Source organism: Serratia sp. CY27727, assembly GCF_052169275.1.
Taxonomy (GTDB): Bacteria; Pseudomonadota; Gammaproteobacteria; order Enterobacterales; family Enterobacteriaceae; genus Serratia; species Serratia sarumanii.
On record NZ_JBJNLB010000003.1, the window covers coordinates 184,364 to 202,850 of the forward strand.

Here is an 18,487-nt window from a genome sequence, read left to right on the forward strand (position 1 = left end):
GGGAGCGTACAAAAAGTACGTGACCGGGGTAAGCGCAGGCAGCCAACACACCTGCAGCTCGAAGTATGACGGGTATCGTTATTTGAAGCCTTTCTCGCGTTTGATCAGATCGTACGCCGCCTGAATTTCCTGCGCTTTCTGCTTGGCCATTTCCATCATCTGCGGCGGCAAGCCCTTCGCCACCAGCTTATCCGGATGGTGTTCGCTCATCAATTTGCGGTAGGCGCGTTTGATGGTGGCGGCATCGTCGCTGCTGCGCACGCCGAGCACCTTGCACGCATCGTCGAGCGTCGGGCCGCGCTGAGCCTGCTGATAGCCGCCCTGCGAATACCCGCCCTGCTGACCGCCGCCGAACTGACGCCCGCCCTCCATCATGCTGAGAAACTGATCGAACTGCGCATGCGAAATGCCCAGCTCTTCGGCGATGACATACAGCACCTGGCGTTCATTCGGGTGCAGCGAGCCGTCGGCGAACGCCGCCTGAATCTGAATTTCCAGAAACATCCGAATCAAATCGAAGCGGCCAAAACAGATGCTGCGGAACTGCTGCAGCGTCTCACGCAGCGGGAACTGGCTCTGTTTCCCCTCGCGGAACGCCTGCTGCGCCGCGGTGCGCGCTTCGCCGTGCAGCTGCAGGCGATCCATGAACAGGCTGGCGATCTGGATATCTGCCTCGGTAACGCGTCCTTTGGATTTGGTCAGGTGGCCCATCACCTGAAAAGTGGTGCGGAAAAACAGCGTTTGCCGCGTTTGCTGGTCGGTGAAGAAACCCCGGCTGCGCTTATTGCTGCGCGCCGTATCGATCATATGACCGATAATCAGCCCCAGAACTACACCCCAGAATCCCGCGCCAGACCAAATGGCGACGATGACGCCGAGCAGTTTTCCCCAATACTGCATATACTCCTCAATTATCATGCCGAAAGCCGCCCGCCCCCTTCGCTTCAGGAAAGGGCGCAGGCGATTTTTCCCAGAATTTGGATTATCATACCTGTCATTTATCTTTGCGCCTAACGACGACGCAAGTAAACGGCTGGATTTAGCACTAGCGCAACGCAGATGAGTAATATAGTCTCTGACCGTTTGCCGGACATGACGCCTCTGATGACGGAACACCAAAACCGCGTATGAAAAAAAGTTTCCCAACACTGCTGGCCACGATGATTTGGACGGCACTCTACAGTCAGCACGCGCTGGCTGATCTGGCCGAGCAATGCATGCTTGGCGTTCCCGTTTACGACAAACCTTTGGTCAGCGGCGATCCGAACAGCCTGCCGGTCACCATCAATGCCGATGACTCACGCGCCGACTATCCGAAAAGCGCCCTGTTCAGCGGTAACGTGCATATCGAGCAGGGCAACAGCACCCTGACCGCCAAAGAAGTCGAGCTGAACCAGACGCAAAACCCTGGCCAGGCGGAGCCGGTGCGCACCGTCACCGCCTCCGGCGACGTGCACTACAGCGACAATCAGATCAAACTGAAAGGCCCGAAGGCCTGGTCGAACCTGAACACCAAAGATACCGACGTCTATGAAGGCGACTACCAAATGGTAGGCCGTCAGGGGCGTGGCGACGCCGACAAGATGAAAATGCGCGGCGCCAACCGTTACACCATTCTGGAAAACGGCACCTTTACCTCCTGTCTGCCGGGCGACGACAGCTGGAGCGTGGTCGGCTCCGAAGTGATCCACGATCGCGAAGAGCAGGTGGCGGAAGTGTGGAACGCCCGCTTCCGCATCGGTGGCGTGCCGGTGTTCTACAGCCCGTACCTGCAGCTGCCGGTCGGCGACAAGCGCCGTTCCGGCTTCCTGATCCCGAACGCCAAGTACGGCAGCAACAACGGCTTCGAGTTCATGTTGCCGTACTACTGGAACATCGCGCCGAACTACGACGCCACCATCACGCCGCACTATATGTCCAAGCGCGGCCTGCAGTGGCAGACCGAGTTCCGTTATCTGGTGCAGCCGGGTCTCGGCCTGATGGAGTTCGACTGGCTGCCGGACGACAAGGAATACGGCAAAGATCATGACGACAGCAAGCGCTGGCTGTTCTACTGGAACCACAACGGCGTCATGGATCAGGTGTGGCGCTTCAACGTCGACTACACCAAGGTCAGCGATTCCAAATACTTCACCGATCTGGACTCCAAGTACGGTTCCACCACCGACGGCTACGCCACGCAGAAATTCAGCCTCGGCTACGCCAACGAGAACTGGAACGCCACGCTGAGTTCCAAGCAGTTCCAGATTTACGACGATACCGATCGCTCACAGTCGGAATCGTATAAAGTTCAGCCGCAGCTGGATCTGAACTACTACAAAAACGACCTCGGCCCGTTCGACTTCCATATTTACGGCCAGGCGGCCAAGTTCACCAGCGTCAACCCGTACAGCCCGGACGCCACCCGTCTGCATATGGAGCCGACGCTCAACCTGCCGCTCACCAACGGCTGGGCCAGCCTGAACACCGAAGCCAAGGTGATGGCGACCCACTACCAGCAGGATATTCCTGACGGTTTCGCCGCCAACTACCAGAGCCGCAAAGGCGCCGTTGCACCGGAGCTTGATGATTCGGTCAACCGCGTATTGCCGCAGTTCAAGGTCGACGGCAAGCTGGTGTTCGAACGCCCGATGATCTGGGCCGAAGGCGCCACCCAGACGCTGGAGCCGCGCGTACAGTACCTGTACGTGCCGTACCGCGACCAGAGCAACATCTACACCTACGACACCACGCTGCTGCAGACCGACTACTCCGGCCTGTTCCGCGACCGCACCTACAGCGGCCTAGATCGCATCGCTTCGCAGAACCGCGTCTCCACCGGTTTGACCACCCGCATTTATGATGACGCGCTGGTTGAACGTTTTAACGCTTCCGTGGGTCAAATCTACTACTTCAGCCGTTCGCGCACCGGCGATCAGGTAACCGGGTACGACAACAACGACGATACCGGCAGCGTGGCCTGGGCCGGCGATACCTATTGGAAAATCGACGATCGTTGGGGCCTGCGCGGCGGCCTGCAGTACGACACCCGCCTGAACAGCGTCTCGCTGGGCAACGGCGTGGTGGAATACCGCCAGGACGCCGAGCGCGTGGTGCAGTTGAACTACCGTTACGCCACGCCGGAATACATCCAGACGGCGTTGAACACCAAAACGGTTCCGGCCTTCCAGGACGGCATCTCGCAGGTGGGCATCACCGGCAGCTGGCCGATCGCCGATCGTTGGGCGGTGGTCGGGGCGTATTACTACGACACCCGCGCCAAGCAATCCGCCGATCAGCTGGTGGGGCTGAAGTACAACACCTGCTGCTGGGCGGTGACCCTGGGCTATGAGCGCAAGATCACCGATTGGAACAACAGCAACAATACCAGCGTTTACGACAACAGAGTTTCGTTCAACGTCGAACTGCGCGGCCTGAGCAGCGATCATAGTCTCGGCTCCGCAGAAATGCTGCGCTCCGGCATTCTGCCGTATCAGCGCGCATTCTGACGCTTTGCAACACTTTGAAAACGAGAACTTTCACCCGCATTTGCGGATTACATAATGGGAAATGTATGAAGAACTGGAGAACGCTTATTCTCGGATTGGTGGTTTGCGCCAATGCCGCGTTCGCAGCACCCCAAGAAGTGGATAAAGTCGCCGCCGTCGTGGATAACGGCGTGGTACTCGAAAGCGACGTCAACGGTCTGTTGCAGTCAGTGAAGCTCAACGCCCAGCAGGCCGGCCAGCAATTGCCGGACGACAAGACGCTGCGCCATCAGATCATCGAACGCCTGATCATGGATAACATCCAGCTGCAGATGGCCAAGAAAATGGGCATCACCGTGTCCGACGCCGATCTGGACAAGGCAATCGCCAACATCGCCGCGCAAAACAAGATGAGCGTCGATCAGCTGCGCAGCCGCCTGTCGTACGAAGGGTTGAACTACAACACCTACCGTTCGCAGATCCGCAAAGAGATGCTGATCTCCGAAGTGCGTAACAACGAAGTGCGCCGTCGCGTCACCATCCTGCCGCAGGAAGTGGACGCGCTGGCCAAGCAGGTGGGCGCGCAGAACGGCAGCGACACCGAAATGAACATCAGCCACATCCTGATCCCGCTGCCGGAGAATCCGTCGCAGCAGCAGGTCGACAAAGCCGAAGAGCTGGCCAAACGCCTGGTGGGTGAGATCAACAGCGGCGCCGACTTCGGCAAGCTGGCGATCACCTACTCCGCCGATTCTCAGGCGCTGAAAGGCGGCAACATGGGCTGGGGCAAGCTGCAAGAGATCCCGACCCTGTTCGCGGAACGTCTGGTGAGCGCCAAGAAAGGCGACGTCGTCGGCCCAATCCGTTCCGGCGTCGGCTTCCACATCCTGAAAGTGAACGACATCCGCGGCGCCAGCCAGTCGGTGTCGGTTACCGAAGTGCACGCCCGTCACATCCTGCTGAAACCTTCGGTGGTGCTGACCGACGATCAGGCGCGCGCCAAGCTGCAATCCGTGGCGGAAGCGATCAAGAGCGGCCGCGCCAAGTTTGCCGACGAAGCCAAACAGCTGTCGCAGGATCCGGGTTCTGCCATGCAGGGCGGCGATCTGGGCTGGGCTTCCCCGGACATCTACGATCCGGCCTTCCGCGATGCGTTGCTGAAGCTGAGCAAGGGTGAAATCAGCGCGCCGGTCCACTCTTCCTTCGGCTGGCACCTGATTCAGCTGCTGGACACTCGTCAGGTGGATAAGACCGACGCCGCGCAGAAAGATCGCGCTTACCGCATGCTGTTCAACCGTAAATTCGCCGAAGAAGCGCAGACCTGGATGCAGGAACAGCGCGCCCAGGCTTACGTGAAGATCCTCGATGGCAGCGATGCACAGCAATAAACGCGTCGTCATTACCCCCGGTGAACCCGCCGGGGTAGGGCCGGATTTGGTGGCAGCGCTGGCGCAACAGGATTGGCCTGTTGAGCTGGTGGTGTGCGCCGATCCGGCTCTGCTGCTTGAACGCGCCAAGCGTTTGGGCCTGCCGCTGACGCTGCGCGACTACCAGCCGCAGCAACCGGCCGAAGCGCAACGCGCCGGCACGCTGACCGTACTGCCGGTCCCGCTCGCTCACCCGGTCACCGCCGGGGAGCTGAACGTCGGCAACAGTGCCTACGTGGTGGAAACCCTGGCGCGCGCCTGCGACGGCTGCCTCAACGGCGAATTCGCTGCGCTGATCACCGGCCCGGTGAACAAGGGCGTGATCAACGACGCCGGCGTGCCGTTTATCGGCCATACCGAATTCTTTGCCGATCGCAGCCGCTGCGATCGCGTGGTGATGATGCTCGCGACCGAAGAGCTGCGCGTGGCGCTGGCGACCACCCACCTGCCGCTGCTGGCGGTGCCGGGCGCCATCACGCAGCAGAGCCTGTTCGAAGTCATCCGCATCCTCGACCACGATCTGAAAACCAAATTTGGCATCGCCCGGCCGCACATTTACGTCTGCGGCCTGAACCCCCACGCCGGGGAAGGCGGCCATATGGGGCACGAAGAGATAGACACCATCATCCCGGCGCTCGACGCGCTGCGCGCTGAGGGCATCCATCTTGTCGGCCCGCTGCCGGCGGACACCCTGTTCCAGCCCAAATATCTGCAAGATGCCGATGCGGTGCTGGCGATGTATCACGATCAGGGGCTGCCGGTGCTAAAATACCAAGGGTTCGGCCGCGCGGTGAATATCACCCTCGGTTTGCCTTTCATACGCACCTCGGTCGACCACGGTACCGCTCTGGAACTGGCCGGCACCGGCACCGCCGATGTCGGCAGTTTCCAAACGGCCCTGAATCTCGCCATTAAAATGATAATTAATTGTAATGAATAACAGAGTCCACCAAGGGCACTTTGCCCGCAAACGCTTTGGACAAAACTTTTTAACCGATCAGTTTGTCATCGATAGCATTGTCTCCGCCATTCACCCGCAGCCGGGCGAAGCGGTGGTCGAGATCGGCCCCGGCCTCGGCGCCTTGACCGAGCCGGTCGGCGCGCGCATGGACCGCATGACGGTGATCGAACTGGACCGCGATCTGGCCACCCGGCTGGAAAACCACCCGCGGCTGAAGGACAAGCTGACCATCCACCAGCAGGACGCCATGACGGTGAATTTCGCCGAACTGGCCGAGGAAGCTGGCCAACCGCTGCGCGTATTTGGTAACCTGCCGTACAATATTTCGACGCCGCTGATGTTCCACCTTTTCAGCTATACTCAGGCAATCCGCGACATGCATTTTATGTTGCAAAAAGAGGTGGTCAACCGTCTGGTGGCCGGCCCTAACAGCAAGGCCTACGGGCGTTTGACCGTGATGGCGCAGTACTACTGCAACGTCATTCCGGTGCTGGAAGTGCCGCCGACCGCGTTCGCGCCGCCGCCGAAGGTCGATTCCGCCGTGGTGCGTCTGGTGCCGCACAGCGTGCTGCCGAATCCGGTGGGCGACGTGCGCATGCTGAGCCGCATCACCACGCAGGCGTTCAACCAGCGGCGGAAAACCATCCGCAACAGCCTGGGCGACCTGTTCACGCCGGAGCAGCTGACGGAGCTGGGCGTCGATCCTTCGCTCAGAGCAGAAAATATTTCTGTGGCGCAGTACTGCAAGCTGGCGAACTGGCTGTCAGCCAATCCGGCGCCGCAGCAATAAGGAGTTGTTGTCATGATTGATTCGCCCCGCGTGTGTATTCAGGTTCAGAGCATCTATGTGGAATCACAGTCGATCCCTGAAGAAGAGCGTTACGTCTTCGCCTATACCATCACCATCCGCAATCTGGGGCGGACCGACGTGCAACTGCTGGGCCGTTACTGGCTGATCACCAACAGCAACGGCCGCCAAACCGAAGTTCAGGGCGAAGGCGTGATCGGCGAACAGCCCGTCATTCCGCCCGGCGGAGAGTTTCAGTACACCAGCGGCGCCATTCTGGAAACGCCGCTGGGCACCATGGAAGGCCATTACGAAATGGTTGACCACCAGGGTCAGCCGTTCCGCACCGCTATTCCCGTGTTTCGCTTAGCCATTCCAACGCTGATCCATTAATTATGTCGACATACCTTATCGGCGACGTTCACGGCTGTTTCGATGAACTGAAGTCGCTGCTGGCTCAGGTTGCGTTCGATCCCGAGCGCGATCAACTGTGGCTGACCGGCGATCTGGTGGCGCGTGGCCCCGCCTCGCTGGACGTGCTGCGCTTCGTGCGCTCGCTCGGCCCGGCGGTGCGCATGGTGCTGGGCAACCACGATCTGCACCTGCTGGCGGTTTACGCCGGCATCAGCCGCAACAAACCCAAAGATCGCATCACCCCGCTGCTGGAGGCGCCGGACGCCGACGAGCTGATCAACTGGCTGCGCCGTCAACCGGTGCTGCAGGTGGACGATGAGCAAAAGCTGGTGATGGCGCACGCCGGCATCACCCCGCAGTGGGATATCGACACCGCGAAAATGTGCGCGCGCGAAGTGGAAGCGGTATTAAGCAGCGACAGCTACCCGCTGTTCCTCGACGCCATGTACGGCGATATGCCGAACAACTGGACGCCGGAGCTGAGCGGCCTGGCGCGCCTGCGTTTCAGCACCAATGCGCTGACGCGCATGCGTTATTGCTTCCCCAACGGCCAGCTCGACATGATCTGCAAAGATGCGCCGGGCACCGCACCCGCGCCGCTGAAACCGTGGTTCGAGCTGCCGCGCCTGGTGGATCCGGAATACACCATCGTCTTCGGCCACTGGGCCTCGCTGGAAGGCAAGGGCACGCCGGAAGGCGTGATCGGGCTGGACACAGGCTGCTGCTGGGGTGGCGATCTGACGATGCTACGCTGGGAAGACCGCCGTTACTTCACGCAGCCCGCTAACCGCGGTGAGGCGCCTGACCACGCCGGCAGGCTGGCCGCGTTCTGAAAACATCAAGGCGGCCCCAGGCCGCCTTTGCTCTCTTTACCGCCTTACGCCCCAATCACCCCGCCATCTTCACGCGTGATCATCAACACCGATGAACGCGGGCGCGGGCTATTGTTCGGGAAGTGCGAATCGCCCTCTTCTCCCGGATGCTGCACGTTGACGAACATCGTCTTGTAGTCCGGGGTGAAGGTGATGCCAGTCAGTTCGCAGGACTTCGGCCCCACCATGAAACGGCGAATTTCGCCGCTGATCGGATCGCCCACCAGCATCTGGTTGTTGCCCTGCCCGGCGTAATCGCCCTTGTTGCTGTACTTGCCGTCGGTGAGGATCCACAAACGGCCGGCGCGATCGAAGCCCAACCCATCCGGGCTGTTGAACGTGTTGTCCGCCGTGATGTTCGGCGTGCCACGGTTGACGCCTTCCGGGTGGGCGATCGGGTTGCCGCACAGCGCATAGATGTCCCAGGCGAAGGTGCCGGCGGTGGCGTCGCCGCCCTCGTCCCAGCGAATGATCTGGCCATAGATATTGTTCGGCCGCGGGTTGGCGGCGTTCAGCGGCATCCCTTCCTCGCCGCGCTTGCTGTTGTTGGTCAACGTGCAGTACGCGCGGCCGTCATGCGGGTTCACCGCGATCCACTCCGGGCGATCCATTTTGGTGGCGCCGACCTGCTGCGCCGCCTTGCGGGCGAAGATCAGCACTTCGGCCTCGTCGCGGAAACCGTTCTCCGGCGTCAGGCCGTTCTTGCCGAACTCGAGCGCAATCCAGCGCCCTTTGCCCTTCAGCGGCGTGCCGGCCTCATCGCCGTCGAACTGCGCCACGTACAGCGTCCCTTCGTCCAGCAGCGTGCGGTTGTTGGCCGGATTGGCGGCGTCGACCACGCCTTTGGAAACGTACTTATAGATATGTTCACCGCGCTCGTCGTCCCCCATGTACACCACCAAACGGCCATCTTTGGCCACGGTCACCGCCGCGTTCTCGTGCTTGAAGCGGCCCAGCGCGGTGTGCTTGATGGGCGTCGAGGTCGGATTCAGCGGATCGATCTCGACGATCCAGCCGTGGCGGTTGAATTCGTTGGGGTTCTTCGCCACGTCGAAGCGCTCGTCATAGTCCGGCCAGTTGCGCTCCGGTTCGCTGGCCTTCAGCGTGTAGCGCTTCTGTTCCGGCGTGGTTTTGTAATCAGCCTGATGAGTGCCAAAGTAGGTATCGAAGTTTTCTTCGCAGGTCAGGTAGGTGCCCCACGGCGTCTTGCCGTTGGCGCAGTTGCCGAAAGTGCCCAGCACCTTGCGCCCGCTCGGATCGGCGGCGGTCTGCAGCAGCGGGTGCCCGGCGGCCGGGCCGCTGAACTGCATTTCGGTATTGGCGGTGATGCGGCGGTTATAGCGCGACGGGCGCTCCACCTCCCAGCGCTGGCCGTCGCCGACGCGCTTTACCGCCACGATGGAGACGCCGTGCGCCGCCTGCGATTTACGCACCTCTTCCAGGCTGGTGGCCTTGGCGCCGCCGTGAGCGAACAGGTACTGCTCGTTAACGTATTCGTTATTGATGGCCATCACGCCGTGATTGTCATCGATCGGGAAGAAGCTCATGCCGTCGTTATTGTCGCCGAACTGTTTTTCCTGATCGGCGGCGCTGTTGTTGCCCTGCGGATCGAAAGCCGGCGCGCCGTCCACCAGCGGCTCGCCCCAGGAGATCAGCACCTCGGCGCGGTAGCCCGGCGCGATGGTCACCTCATCGGCGGTAGACGCGGCGATACCCTGAAAGCCCAACAGCTTGTTCGGCGGCAGATCCTCGGCCAACGCCTCACTGGAGACCGACCAGATGCCGCCGCCGAGAAAACCGGCCAGGCCGACGGCGCCGGCGCTGCCGAGCAGCAGTTTGCGGCGAGTGGGATCGATCAGGCGGTCGGCGTCTAATTGCTCAATTTGCTTGGTCATAGCGTGGTTACCTTTTTAGTTATGGCGCCGCGGTCAAGATTCACCAGAGTTGCCGTGGCGCTCGGAGTTGGGCTTCATACTAATCAGGTAATGTGACGGAAAGGTTACAAACGACGGACGCAAAAAGGCCGGGGGCGCAATTGCTTGCGCCCCCGGGGAGAGTTGGCTAACGCGCTTAAATCAGCGGCGCTGCAGGATTTCGAAGCAGTAGCTGTGCGAGTTCAGATCGTCGGCGTCGTGGAATTCGCTGAATGTGGTTTCCCACTCGTCCGGCTCGTAATCCGGGAAGTGGGTATCGCCGCCGACTTCGGCGTCGATGTGCGTCAGGTACAGGCGATCGGCGCGCGGCAGCAGCTGGGTATAGATGCGCCCACCGCCGATCACCATCACTTCTTCCACCTCGCCCGCGGCGGCCAGCGCTTCATCCAGCGAGGTCACCCAGGTCACCCCGGCGGCATTGCCCGGGCGGCTGCTCAAAACGATATTGTGGCGGCCCGGCAGCGGGCGGCCGATGGACTCGAAGGTCTTGCGGCCCATAATAACCGGCTTATTCAACGTGTTGCGTTTAAACCACGCAAGGTCCGCCGGCAGGTGCCACGGCATGGCGTTTTCCATGCCAATAACGCGATCCGCCGCCAAGGCAGCGATCAGGCTGATAATCATTGTTTAACCCTGTGTAGGCAGCAAAATTGGTGACACTATACGTAAAGGCCTGAGTGCCGTCGATAGGCTAATCAAGCAAGATGAATATATAAGATAGCTCTTATCAGTATATCTAATAACCAACGATCTCCCGCCAGGTCATTTCACACGCTGGGGCGTTTGCGGTACAGCCACAGGCCCGGCAACGACAGGCCGATCGACAATGCGCCAACGATAAAACTGGCCTTGAGGAAGTTGGTGATCATGGTCTCCATCAGGGCTTCGCTGTAGCCCAGATGCGAGATCTCCACCACCGTTATCATCGCGGTATAGGCGGAAATGCCGGGGAACATCGGGATCACCGCCGCCACGGTGAACACCTTCGGGTGCGCCAGCAGCCAGCGCGACCAGTAGATGCCGATGATACCGATCAGGATCGCCGCCAGCAGCGAGGCCCACTCGATGTTCATGCCGCCGTGCATCATCAGCATGCGCGAGCCGCGCCCGATAGCCCCGAGCAACGCGCAATAGCGCAGCGCGCGCAGCGGCACGTTGAACACCATGGCGAAGCCCAGCGCCGGCACCGCCGCCAACAGCATCTCCTGCAGCAAGGCCCACAGCAGACTCATGACCACCCCCGCAGATCCCACAGCGACATCGCCATCACCACCCCGATGCAGGTCGCCAGCGTCAGCAGGCTGGCCATCGCCCAACGCGCCAGCCCGGTATTGACGTGCCCCTTGAACATGTCTGCCACCGCGTTGATCAGCGGGAAGCCCGGCACCAGCAACAGCACGCTGGCGGCCATCGCCACGCTCGAGGTGTCTTTAAACGCCGGCAGGCGCAGCAGCAGTCCGGAGATCGACGTAGCGACAAACGCCGTCAGGCAAAAATTGATCAGCGGATTCATATGGCGGGCGGTGAGGATTTGGCGCACCAGCATCGCCGCGCCGCTGGCGATAAAGGTCACCAGGAAAGCATCGCCGCCGCCGCCGTTGAGCATGCTGAAACACCCGCAGGACAACCCCACCATCAGCACCACCAGCCAGCGCGGGTAACGCAGCGGCCGGATCCTGTCAAAGCGGCGCGCCACGTCGTGCGCATCCGCCAGGTGGTGCTCGGCGAGGATCACGATATGCTGCACTTCGGTCACCACCTGCATATTGATGCCGCGATCGACGTTCTTGCGGGTGGTGGTCAGGCAGGCGCCGTGGCTGAGGGTGGTCAACACCACCGCATTGGCGGAGATCGAGCTTTCCACGCTGTCCATCCCCAGCGCCAGCCCCAGGCGGGTCGACAGCTGTTCCACCACCGTGCTCTCGGCGCCGTGCTGCAACAGCAGCAGCGCGCATTGAATGCACAGGCGGGTAATTTCACGCTGTTGCCGGTGCGGCTCCGGCCGGTCTGTGGCGTTAGTCTGCTGCATGGTGCTCCGTTGCTGGCGGTAGATGAATTATTATCATAGAGCCTAACAATACCTCATTGGGTTGATGCGCATCAGAGGAAGCGGCGTTATTATCGCCAGAACTCTGTCTTTTGCGCGAGACGCTCCCATGCTTGAAACTTCGCTGTTCGTCGCCGGCATTGCCGCCCTCGGCATGCTCTCCCCCGGCCCGGATTTTTTCCTGGTGATCAAAAACGCCGCCCGCTATCCGCGGCTGGCCGCCATGATGACCGCCTTCGGCGTGATCTGCGGCGTCGCCACCCACATGTCCTACTGTGTCGCCGGGCTGGCGGTGGTGATCACCACCACGCCGTGGCTGTTTAACCTGCTGAAATACGCCGGGGCGGTCTATCTGGTGTGGATCGGCATCCAGGCGCTGCTGTCGCGCGGCGGCGGCAAGATGAACGTCAGCAATCTGCCGCAGCAGCAGGTCAGCCTGAAGAGCGCCTTTGCGCAAGGTTACCTGTGCAACCTGCTGAACCCGAAGGCCACCCTGTTCTTCCTGGCGGTGTTCACCCAGGTGCTGCAGATCGATTCCGGTCTGGGCGACAAGCTGTGGTACGCGGGGATTATTCTCGGCCTGTCGGTTATCTGGTGGCCGCTGCTGGTGTTCCTGATCCAGAGCGGGCCGGTGCGCCGCGGGTTGGAAAAGACCCAGAAGATCGTCGACAAGCTGCTGGGCGGCATGCTGATCGCCCTGGGCATCAAGGTCGCGCTGAGCTAAGCAAAAGAAGGGGCGCCGATCTGGCGCCCCTACTCTTATCCTTTGGCTTCCACCACCTCGTCCTCCGGCGCCTTGCCATCGATACTGCCGCGCCAGCCGGTCTGCTGCACCCGCGCCAGCCGATTCTGATCCTGCTCGATGGCCGCGCTGAGCATCTCCTTGGCCCGCTGCAGGCTGGCGATGCGGAACTCGGTGTCCTGATAATTCTCCAGCGTGTCTTCCAGCATCTTCAGGTTATAGCGGCGGAACGTGTCCGCCTTCTCGCGCGCCTCATAGGCGTCCAGCCCCAGCAGCTCCAGCGTTTCACGGCCGACGCGCAGCGAGCTTTCGAAGGTTTCGCGCTCCGGTTTTTCCACCCCCAGCTGCCGCAGCTGATACCAGTGATCGACGTCGCGCGCCCGTGCCACCACCTTCAGATGCGGGAAGTGCTGCCTGGCCAGCTCGGTTAGCGCCAGGCTGTCTTCCACGTCATCGATGGCGTTGATCAGCACCTTGGCGTGGGCGGCGCCAGCGGCCTCCAGCAGATCGGCGCGCGTGGCGTCGCCGTAGAACACCTTGGTGTCGAATTTGCGCAGCGTTTCGATATGGTCCGGATCGTGATCCAGCACCACGGTGTGTACGCCGTTGGCCAGCAGCAAGCGGCCGGCGATCTGGCCGAAACGGCCGAAGCCGGCGATGATCACGCTGGCATTTTCGTCGTCGATGACGTCCGCCGGGCGCTCCTCTTTCGGCGCATTTTTCTCCAGCTGCGCGGCGATCACCAACAGCAGCGGCGTGGCCGCCATCGACAGCGCCACCGCCAGCGTCAGCGACTTGGCCCATTCGACCGGCAGTACGCCGGCCAGCTGCGCGGCGCTGAAGATCACGAAGGCGAATTCACTGCCCTGCCCCAGCAGAATGGCAAACAGGCCGCGCTGGCGCTTCGGCACGCCGAGCAGCGGCCCAATCAGCCACAGCAGCGCCGCCTTGATCAGCATAAAGCCCAGCAACAGCGAGGCGATCAGCAGCGGGTGATGGAACAGCGTGCCGAAGTCGATCGACATGCCGACGCCGATAAAGAACAGCCCCAGCAGCAGCCCTTTGAACGGCTGAATATCGCTCTCCAGCGCGTGGCGGTATTCCGAGCTCGCCAGCAGCACCCCGGCGAGGAACGCCCCCATCGCCATCGACAGCCCGGCCATCTCCAGCAGGATGCCGAAGCCGAACACCAGGAACAGCGCCACGGCGCTGAACACCTCGCGCATGCCCGAACGGGCGACGAAGTGCAGCAGCGGGCGGGTGACGTAGCGGCCGAGCAGCACCACCATCGTCAACGCGCCCACCACCTTGGCCGCCGACAACACGAAAGCGCCCAGCGTGGTGGTGGCGCCGCTGCTGGCCAGCAGCGGGATCATCGCCACCAGCGGGATCGCCGCGATATCCTGGAACAGCAGCACCGCAAACGCGCTGCGGCCGATCGGCGACGGCGTCAAATTACGTTCACTCATCGCCTGCATGGCGATGGCGGTGGATGAGAGGGCCAGCGTCAAACCTATCAGCAGCGCCACCTTCCAGTTGAGGCCGAGGAAGTAACAGAAGGCGCTCAGCGCCAGGCCGCAGCCCACCATCTGAATGCTGCCGCCGCCGAATACCGAGGCGCGCAGCGTCCACAGCCGCTTGGGATCCAGCTCCAGGCCGATGATAAACAGCATCAGCACCACGCCGATCTCGGCGAAGGTCAGGATCGATTCGGCGTCCGACACCAGCTTCAGTCCCCAGGGGCCAATGATGCAGCCGGCGATCAGGTAGCCGAGCACCGAGCCCAGCCCCAGACGCACCGCGATCGGCACGAACAGCGCGGCGGAGCCGAGGTAGATCAGCCCCTCGATCATCATGTGGTGATTATCCATGGCTGGCCTCCCGAGTTTCCGCTTCGGCATGTTCCATCAGATAGTCGACCAACCGCTGCCGGTAGGCTTCGCCGGCGGCGAGCAGCGCCGGTTCGTTGCAGGTAAAAGTATTATGTACGGCAAAATAGGGTTGCCAGTTCATGCCGCAGTAGATCGCCGTGGCCTGCAGCGGCTGCGCCAGCGCAGCAAAGTTGGGAAAGTCGCCCAGCTCGAAGTGGTGCTCGTCGCCGCCGCTGGTCACCGCCCACAGGCAGTCTTTACCCACCAGCGCGTTGCCGTCGTGGCCGTAGGCCCAGCCGTGCTCCAGCACTTTGTCGATCCACAGCTTCAACAGCGGCGGGAAGCTGTACCACTGCATCGGATGCTGCAGCACCACCAGGTCGGCGCGCTCCAGCGCCCGCTGCTCGGCGTTGATATCGATATTGAAATCGGGGTACAGCTCATACAGCGAGCGCACCTCTACCTCGGGGAGATCCCTCACCGCCTGCAGCAGGCGCTGATTGGCATGCGAATGCCGGGGATACGGGTGAGCGTAAATTATCAGAATCATTGTTATCGTCGTTCCTTCGTTCCTTGCCAATACACCAAGCATATACCAATCACACAGGGTGACAGTTTGGCCACTGATTGATAGCGGAAATTTTTAACGCCTGCCGACAAATTCGCTGAATAAAAAAAGGGCGCTGCATTGAACTGCAGCGCCCCTGGCGTAGCGTTATCGCGCGGTTACTTGCCGATGCGCGCGTGCATTTCCTGCACCGACGTCACCTGCTCGGTCGGATCCGCTTTCAGCGCCATCGCGGTGGCGAAGCCGCCGTTCAACGTGGTGTCGTAGTGCACCTTGTACTGCAGGGCGCTGCGGCGAATCAGCTTGGAGTCCTCAATCGCCTGACGGCCGGCCGTGGTGTTGACGATGTAGGTGTACTCGCCGTTTTTGATACGGTCCTGAATGTGCGGACGCCCTTCGTGCACCTTGTTGACCAGGCGCGGGTTGATGCCCGCTTCGCCCAGCACCACCGCGGTGCCGTGGGTGGCGTCCAGCTCGAAGCCTTGCTTCAGCAGGCTGGCGGCCAAATCGACCACGCGAGCCTTGTCGCCTTCACGCACCGACAGCAGCGCGCGGCCCTGTTTCTTCATGCCCGAGTTGCTGCCCAGCATCGCTTTGGAGAAGGCTTCCGCAAAGGTGCGGCCCACGCCCATCACTTCCCCGGTAGAGCGCATTTCCGGCCCCAGAATCGGGTCGACGCCCGGGAATTTGTTGAACGGCAGCACCACTTCTTTCACCGAGTAGTACGGCGGGATAATTTCTTCGGTCACGCCCTGCTCGACCAGCGTTTTGCCCGCCATTACGCGCGCGGCCACTTTGGCCAGCGGCACGCCGGTCGCTTTGGAGACGAACGGCACGGTACGCGCGGCGCGCGGGTTGACTTCAATCAGGTAGACTTCGTTGTCTTTCACCGCGAACTGCACGTTCATCAGGCCGCGTACCTGCAGCTCGAACGCCAGTTTTTCCACCTGACGACGCATCACGTCCTGAATTTCCTGGCTCAGGGTGTACGCCGGCAGCGAACATGCGGAGTCGCCGGAGTGCACGCCCGCCTGCTCGATGTGCTCCATGATGCCGCCAATCAGCACGCGCTCGCCGTCGCAGATGGCGTCGACGTCCACTTCCACCGCGTCGTCCAAGAAGCGGTCCAGCAGCACCGGCGCATCGTTGGACACGCTGACCGCGGTCTGGAAGTAGCGGCGCAGGTCGGTTTCGTCATAGACGATTTCCATCGCCCGGCCGCCCAGCACGTAGGAAGGGCGCACCACCAGCGGATAGCCGATGCCCGCCGCCTTCTCCACCGCCTGCTCAATGGCAGTGACGGTGGCGTTGGCCGGCTGCTTCAGGCCCAGACGGTTAACCGCCTGCTGGAAGCGCTCGCGGTCTTCGGCGCGGTCGATGGCGTCCGGGCTGGTGCCGATGATCGGCACGCCCGCGGCTTCCAGCTCACGCGCCAGCTTCAGCGGGGTCTGGCCGCCGTACTGCACGATCACGCCCTTCGGCTTCTCAATGCGCACGATTTCCAGCACGTCTTCCAGCGTTACCGGCTCGAAGTACAGACGGTCGGAGGTGTCGTAGTCGGTGGAGACGGTTTCCGGGTTGCAGTTGACCATGATGGTCTCGTAGCCGTCTTCGCGCAGCGCCAGCGAGGCGTGCACGCAGCAGTAGTCGAACTCGATGCCCTGGCCGATACGGTTCGGCCCGCCGCCCAGCACCATCACTTTCGGCCGGTCGTTGGTCGGGTTGGACTCGCACTCTTCTTCATAGGTGGAGTACATGTAGGCGGTGTCGGTGGCGAATTCCGCCGCGCAGGTATCCACGCGCTTGTACACCGGATGCAGGCCGTGGCTGTGGCGCAGCTTGCGAATTTCGCTCTCGGCGACGCCGGCCAGCTTGGCCAGACGCGCATCGGCGAAGCCCTTGCGCTTCAGGGTGCGCAGGAACGCTTTGTTCAGGCCGTTGATGCCCGCTTCGGCCACCTGCTCTTCCAGGCGCACCAGCTCTTCAATCTGCACCAGGAACCAGCGGTCGACGTTGGTCAGGTTGAAGACGCCGTCAACCGACAGACCGGCGCGGAAGGCGTCGGCGATGTACCAGATGCGGTCAGAGCCGGCGTCTTTCAGCTCGCGGCGGATTTTGGTCAGCGCTTCCGGATCGTCCAGGCTCACTTTCGGGTCGAAGCCGGTGGCGCCCACTTCCAGGCCGCGCAGCGCTTTTTGCAGCGACTCCTGCTGGGTGCGGCCGATGGCCATCACTTCGCCGACCGACTTCATCTGGGTGGTCAGGCGGTCGTTGGCGCCGGCGAACTTCTCGAAGTTGAAGCGCGGGATCTTGGTCACGACGTAGTCGATGGACGGTTCGAACGATGCCGGGGTGCGGCCGCCGGTGATGTCGTTCATCAGCTCATCGAGGGTGTAGCCCACCGCCAGCTTGGCGGCGATCTTGGCGATGGGGAAGCCGGTGGCTTTCGACGCCAGCGCCGAAGAGCGCGACACGCGCGGGTTCATTTCGATAACGATCAGGCGGCCGGTTTTCGGGTTGACCGAGAACTGCACGTTGGAGCCGCCGGTTTCGACGCCGATCTCACGCAGCACCGCCATCGAGGCGTTGCGCATGATTTGGTATTCCTTGTCGGTCAGGGTCTGGGCCGGTGCGACGGTGATCGAGTCGCCGGTGTGGATGCCCATGGCGTCGAAGTTTTCGATGGAACAGACGATGATGCAGTTGTCGTTCTTATCGCGCACCACCTCCATCTCGTACTCTTTCCAACCGATCAGCGATTCATCGATCAGCAGCTCGTTGGTCGGTGACAGATCCAGGCCGCGTTCGCAGATCTCTTCGAACTCTTCGCGGTTGTAGGCGATGCCGCCGCCGGTGCCGCCCATGGTAAAGGAAGGGCGGATGATGCACGGGAAGCCGACGTCAGCGGCGACCGCCAGCGCTTCTTCCATGGTGTGCGCGATGCCGGAACGCGCGGTATCCAGACCGATTTTCTTCATCGCCACGTCGAAACGGCGACGGTCTTCGGCCTTGTCGATCGCATCGGCGGTGGCGCCGATCATGGTCACGCCGAACTCGGCCAGCACGCCCTGACGCTCCAGCTCCAGCGCGCAGTTCAGCGCCGTCTGGCCGCCCATGGTCGGCAGCACCGCATCCGGGCGCTCTTTTTCGATGATCTTGCGCACCACTTCCCAGTGGATCGGCTCGATGTAGGTCGCGTCGGCCATTTCCGGGTCGGTCATGATGGTCGCCGGGTTGGAGTTGACCAGAATGACGCGGTAACCCTCTTCGCGCAGCGCTTTACACGCCTGTGCACCCGAGTAGTCGAACTCACACGCCTGGCCGATAACGATCGGACCAGCGCCGAGGATCAGGATGCTTTTTATGTCTGTACGTTTTGGCATTTTTTTACTGCTCC

15 protein-coding genes are annotated in these 18,487 nt (G+C 61.7%); 7 read left to right on the forward strand and 8 right to left on the reverse strand.

Features of this window, described 5'->3' with window-relative positions:
* Positions 1-78 precede the first annotated feature (78 nt).
* The gene (gene djlA / locus ACJ8HB_RS10450; RefSeq protein WP_033637079.1) at positions 79-900 is read right to left on the reverse strand and encodes a co-chaperone DjlA; all 822 of its coding nucleotides are present in this window, start codon (positions 898-900) and stop codon (positions 79-81) included.
* A gap of 227 nt (positions 901-1,127) precedes the next feature.
* On the opposite strand from djlA, the gene lptD reads away from it, so the two are divergent.
* The 6 genes from lptD (at position 1,128) to apaH (ending at position 7,889) form a co-directional block, all read left to right on the forward strand.
* Positions 1,128-3,488: an LPS assembly protein LptD gene (lptD, locus tag ACJ8HB_RS10455; RefSeq protein WP_047569352.1), complete on the forward strand. Its 2,361-nt coding sequence runs from the start codon at positions 1,128-1,130 to the stop codon at positions 3,486-3,488.
* Positions 3,489-3,553: 65 nt separating this feature from the next.
* The gene (surA, locus tag ACJ8HB_RS10460; RefSeq protein WP_033637077.1) at positions 3,554-4,855 is read left to right on the forward strand and encodes a peptidylprolyl isomerase SurA; all 1,302 of its coding nucleotides are present in this window, start codon (positions 3,554-3,556) and stop codon (positions 4,853-4,855) included.
* A complete protein-coding gene (pdxA, locus tag ACJ8HB_RS10465) occupies positions 4,842-5,834 on the forward strand; it encodes a 4-hydroxythreonine-4-phosphate dehydrogenase PdxA (protein ID WP_033649277.1) in 993 nt (330 codons plus the stop codon). The genes surA and pdxA overlap by 14 nt, the downstream gene beginning before the upstream one ends.
* On the forward strand, positions 5,827-6,645 hold the full coding sequence (gene rsmA, locus ACJ8HB_RS10470) for a 16S rRNA (adenine(1518)-N(6)/adenine(1519)-N(6))-dimethyltransferase RsmA (RefSeq protein WP_033637076.1): 819 nt from the start codon (positions 5,827-5,829) through the stop codon (positions 6,643-6,645). The genes pdxA and rsmA overlap by 8 nt, the downstream gene beginning before the upstream one ends.
* Positions 6,646-6,657: 12 nt before the next feature.
* Positions 6,658-7,035, forward strand: a complete 378-nt coding sequence (gene apaG / locus ACJ8HB_RS10475) for a Co2+/Mg2+ efflux protein ApaG (RefSeq protein WP_016929119.1) — start codon at positions 6,658-6,660, stop codon at positions 7,033-7,035.
* Between the two features lie 2 nt (positions 7,036-7,037).
* Positions 7,038-7,889, forward strand: coding sequence for a bis(5'-nucleosyl)-tetraphosphatase (symmetrical) ApaH (gene apaH / locus ACJ8HB_RS10480; protein WP_033637075.1), 852 nt, complete (start codon positions 7,038-7,040; stop codon positions 7,887-7,889).
* Positions 7,890-7,933: 44 nt separating this feature from the next.
* On the opposite strand, the gene ACJ8HB_RS10485 is transcribed toward apaH, so the two are convergent.
* From ACJ8HB_RS10485 to ACJ8HB_RS10500, 4 genes are all read right to left on the reverse strand, one after another.
* Positions 7,934-9,823, reverse strand: coding sequence for a PhoX family protein (locus ACJ8HB_RS10485; RefSeq protein ID WP_047569355.1), 1,890 nt, complete (start codon positions 9,821-9,823; stop codon positions 7,934-7,936).
* A 180-nt stretch (positions 9,824-10,003) separates the two neighbouring features.
* Positions 10,004-10,486 (reverse strand): type 3 dihydrofolate reductase, encoded by a 483-nt coding sequence (folA, locus tag ACJ8HB_RS10490; RefSeq protein ID WP_033637073.1) that lies wholly within the window; start codon positions 10,484-10,486, stop codon positions 10,004-10,006.
* 143 nt (positions 10,487-10,629) lie between these two features.
* Positions 10,630-11,094 carry a threonine/serine exporter gene (locus ACJ8HB_RS10495; RefSeq protein WP_033649168.1) on the reverse strand — a complete coding sequence of 155 codons (465 nt, stop codon included), beginning with the start codon at positions 11,092-11,094 and terminating at the stop codon, positions 10,630-10,632.
* The gene (locus ACJ8HB_RS10500) at positions 11,091-11,891 is read right to left on the reverse strand and encodes a threonine/serine ThrE exporter family protein (protein ID WP_041033215.1); all 801 of its coding nucleotides are present in this window, start codon (positions 11,889-11,891) and stop codon (positions 11,091-11,093) included. Before ACJ8HB_RS10500 ends, ACJ8HB_RS10495 begins: the two co-directional genes overlap by 4 nt.
* Before the next feature lie 127 nt (positions 11,892-12,018).
* On the opposite strand from ACJ8HB_RS10500, the gene ACJ8HB_RS10505 reads away from it, so the two are divergent.
* Positions 12,019-12,633, forward strand: coding sequence for a LysE family translocator (locus tag ACJ8HB_RS10505; protein WP_015376619.1), 615 nt, complete (start codon positions 12,019-12,021; stop codon positions 12,631-12,633).
* Positions 12,634-12,668: 35 nt separating this feature from the next.
* Here the strand turns inward: ACJ8HB_RS10505 and kefC are convergent, their stop codons facing one another.
* The 3 genes from kefC to carB form a co-directional block, all read right to left on the reverse strand.
* Positions 12,669-14,522 (reverse strand): glutathione-regulated potassium-efflux system protein KefC, encoded by a 1,854-nt coding sequence (kefC, locus tag ACJ8HB_RS10510; RefSeq protein ID WP_033637070.1) that lies wholly within the window; start codon positions 14,520-14,522, stop codon positions 12,669-12,671.
* Positions 14,515-15,072: a glutathione-regulated potassium-efflux system oxidoreductase KefF gene (kefF, locus tag ACJ8HB_RS10515; protein ID WP_033637069.1), complete on the reverse strand. Its 558-nt coding sequence runs from the start codon at positions 15,070-15,072 to the stop codon at positions 14,515-14,517. Before kefF ends, kefC begins: the two co-directional genes overlap by 8 nt.
* 176 nt (positions 15,073-15,248) lie before the next feature.
* Complete coding sequence (gene carB / locus ACJ8HB_RS10520; RefSeq protein WP_038873387.1) at positions 15,249-18,473, reverse strand: carbamoyl-phosphate synthase large subunit; 3,225 nt, start codon at positions 18,471-18,473, stop codon at positions 15,249-15,251.
* Positions 18,474-18,487: the final 14 nt, after the last annotated feature.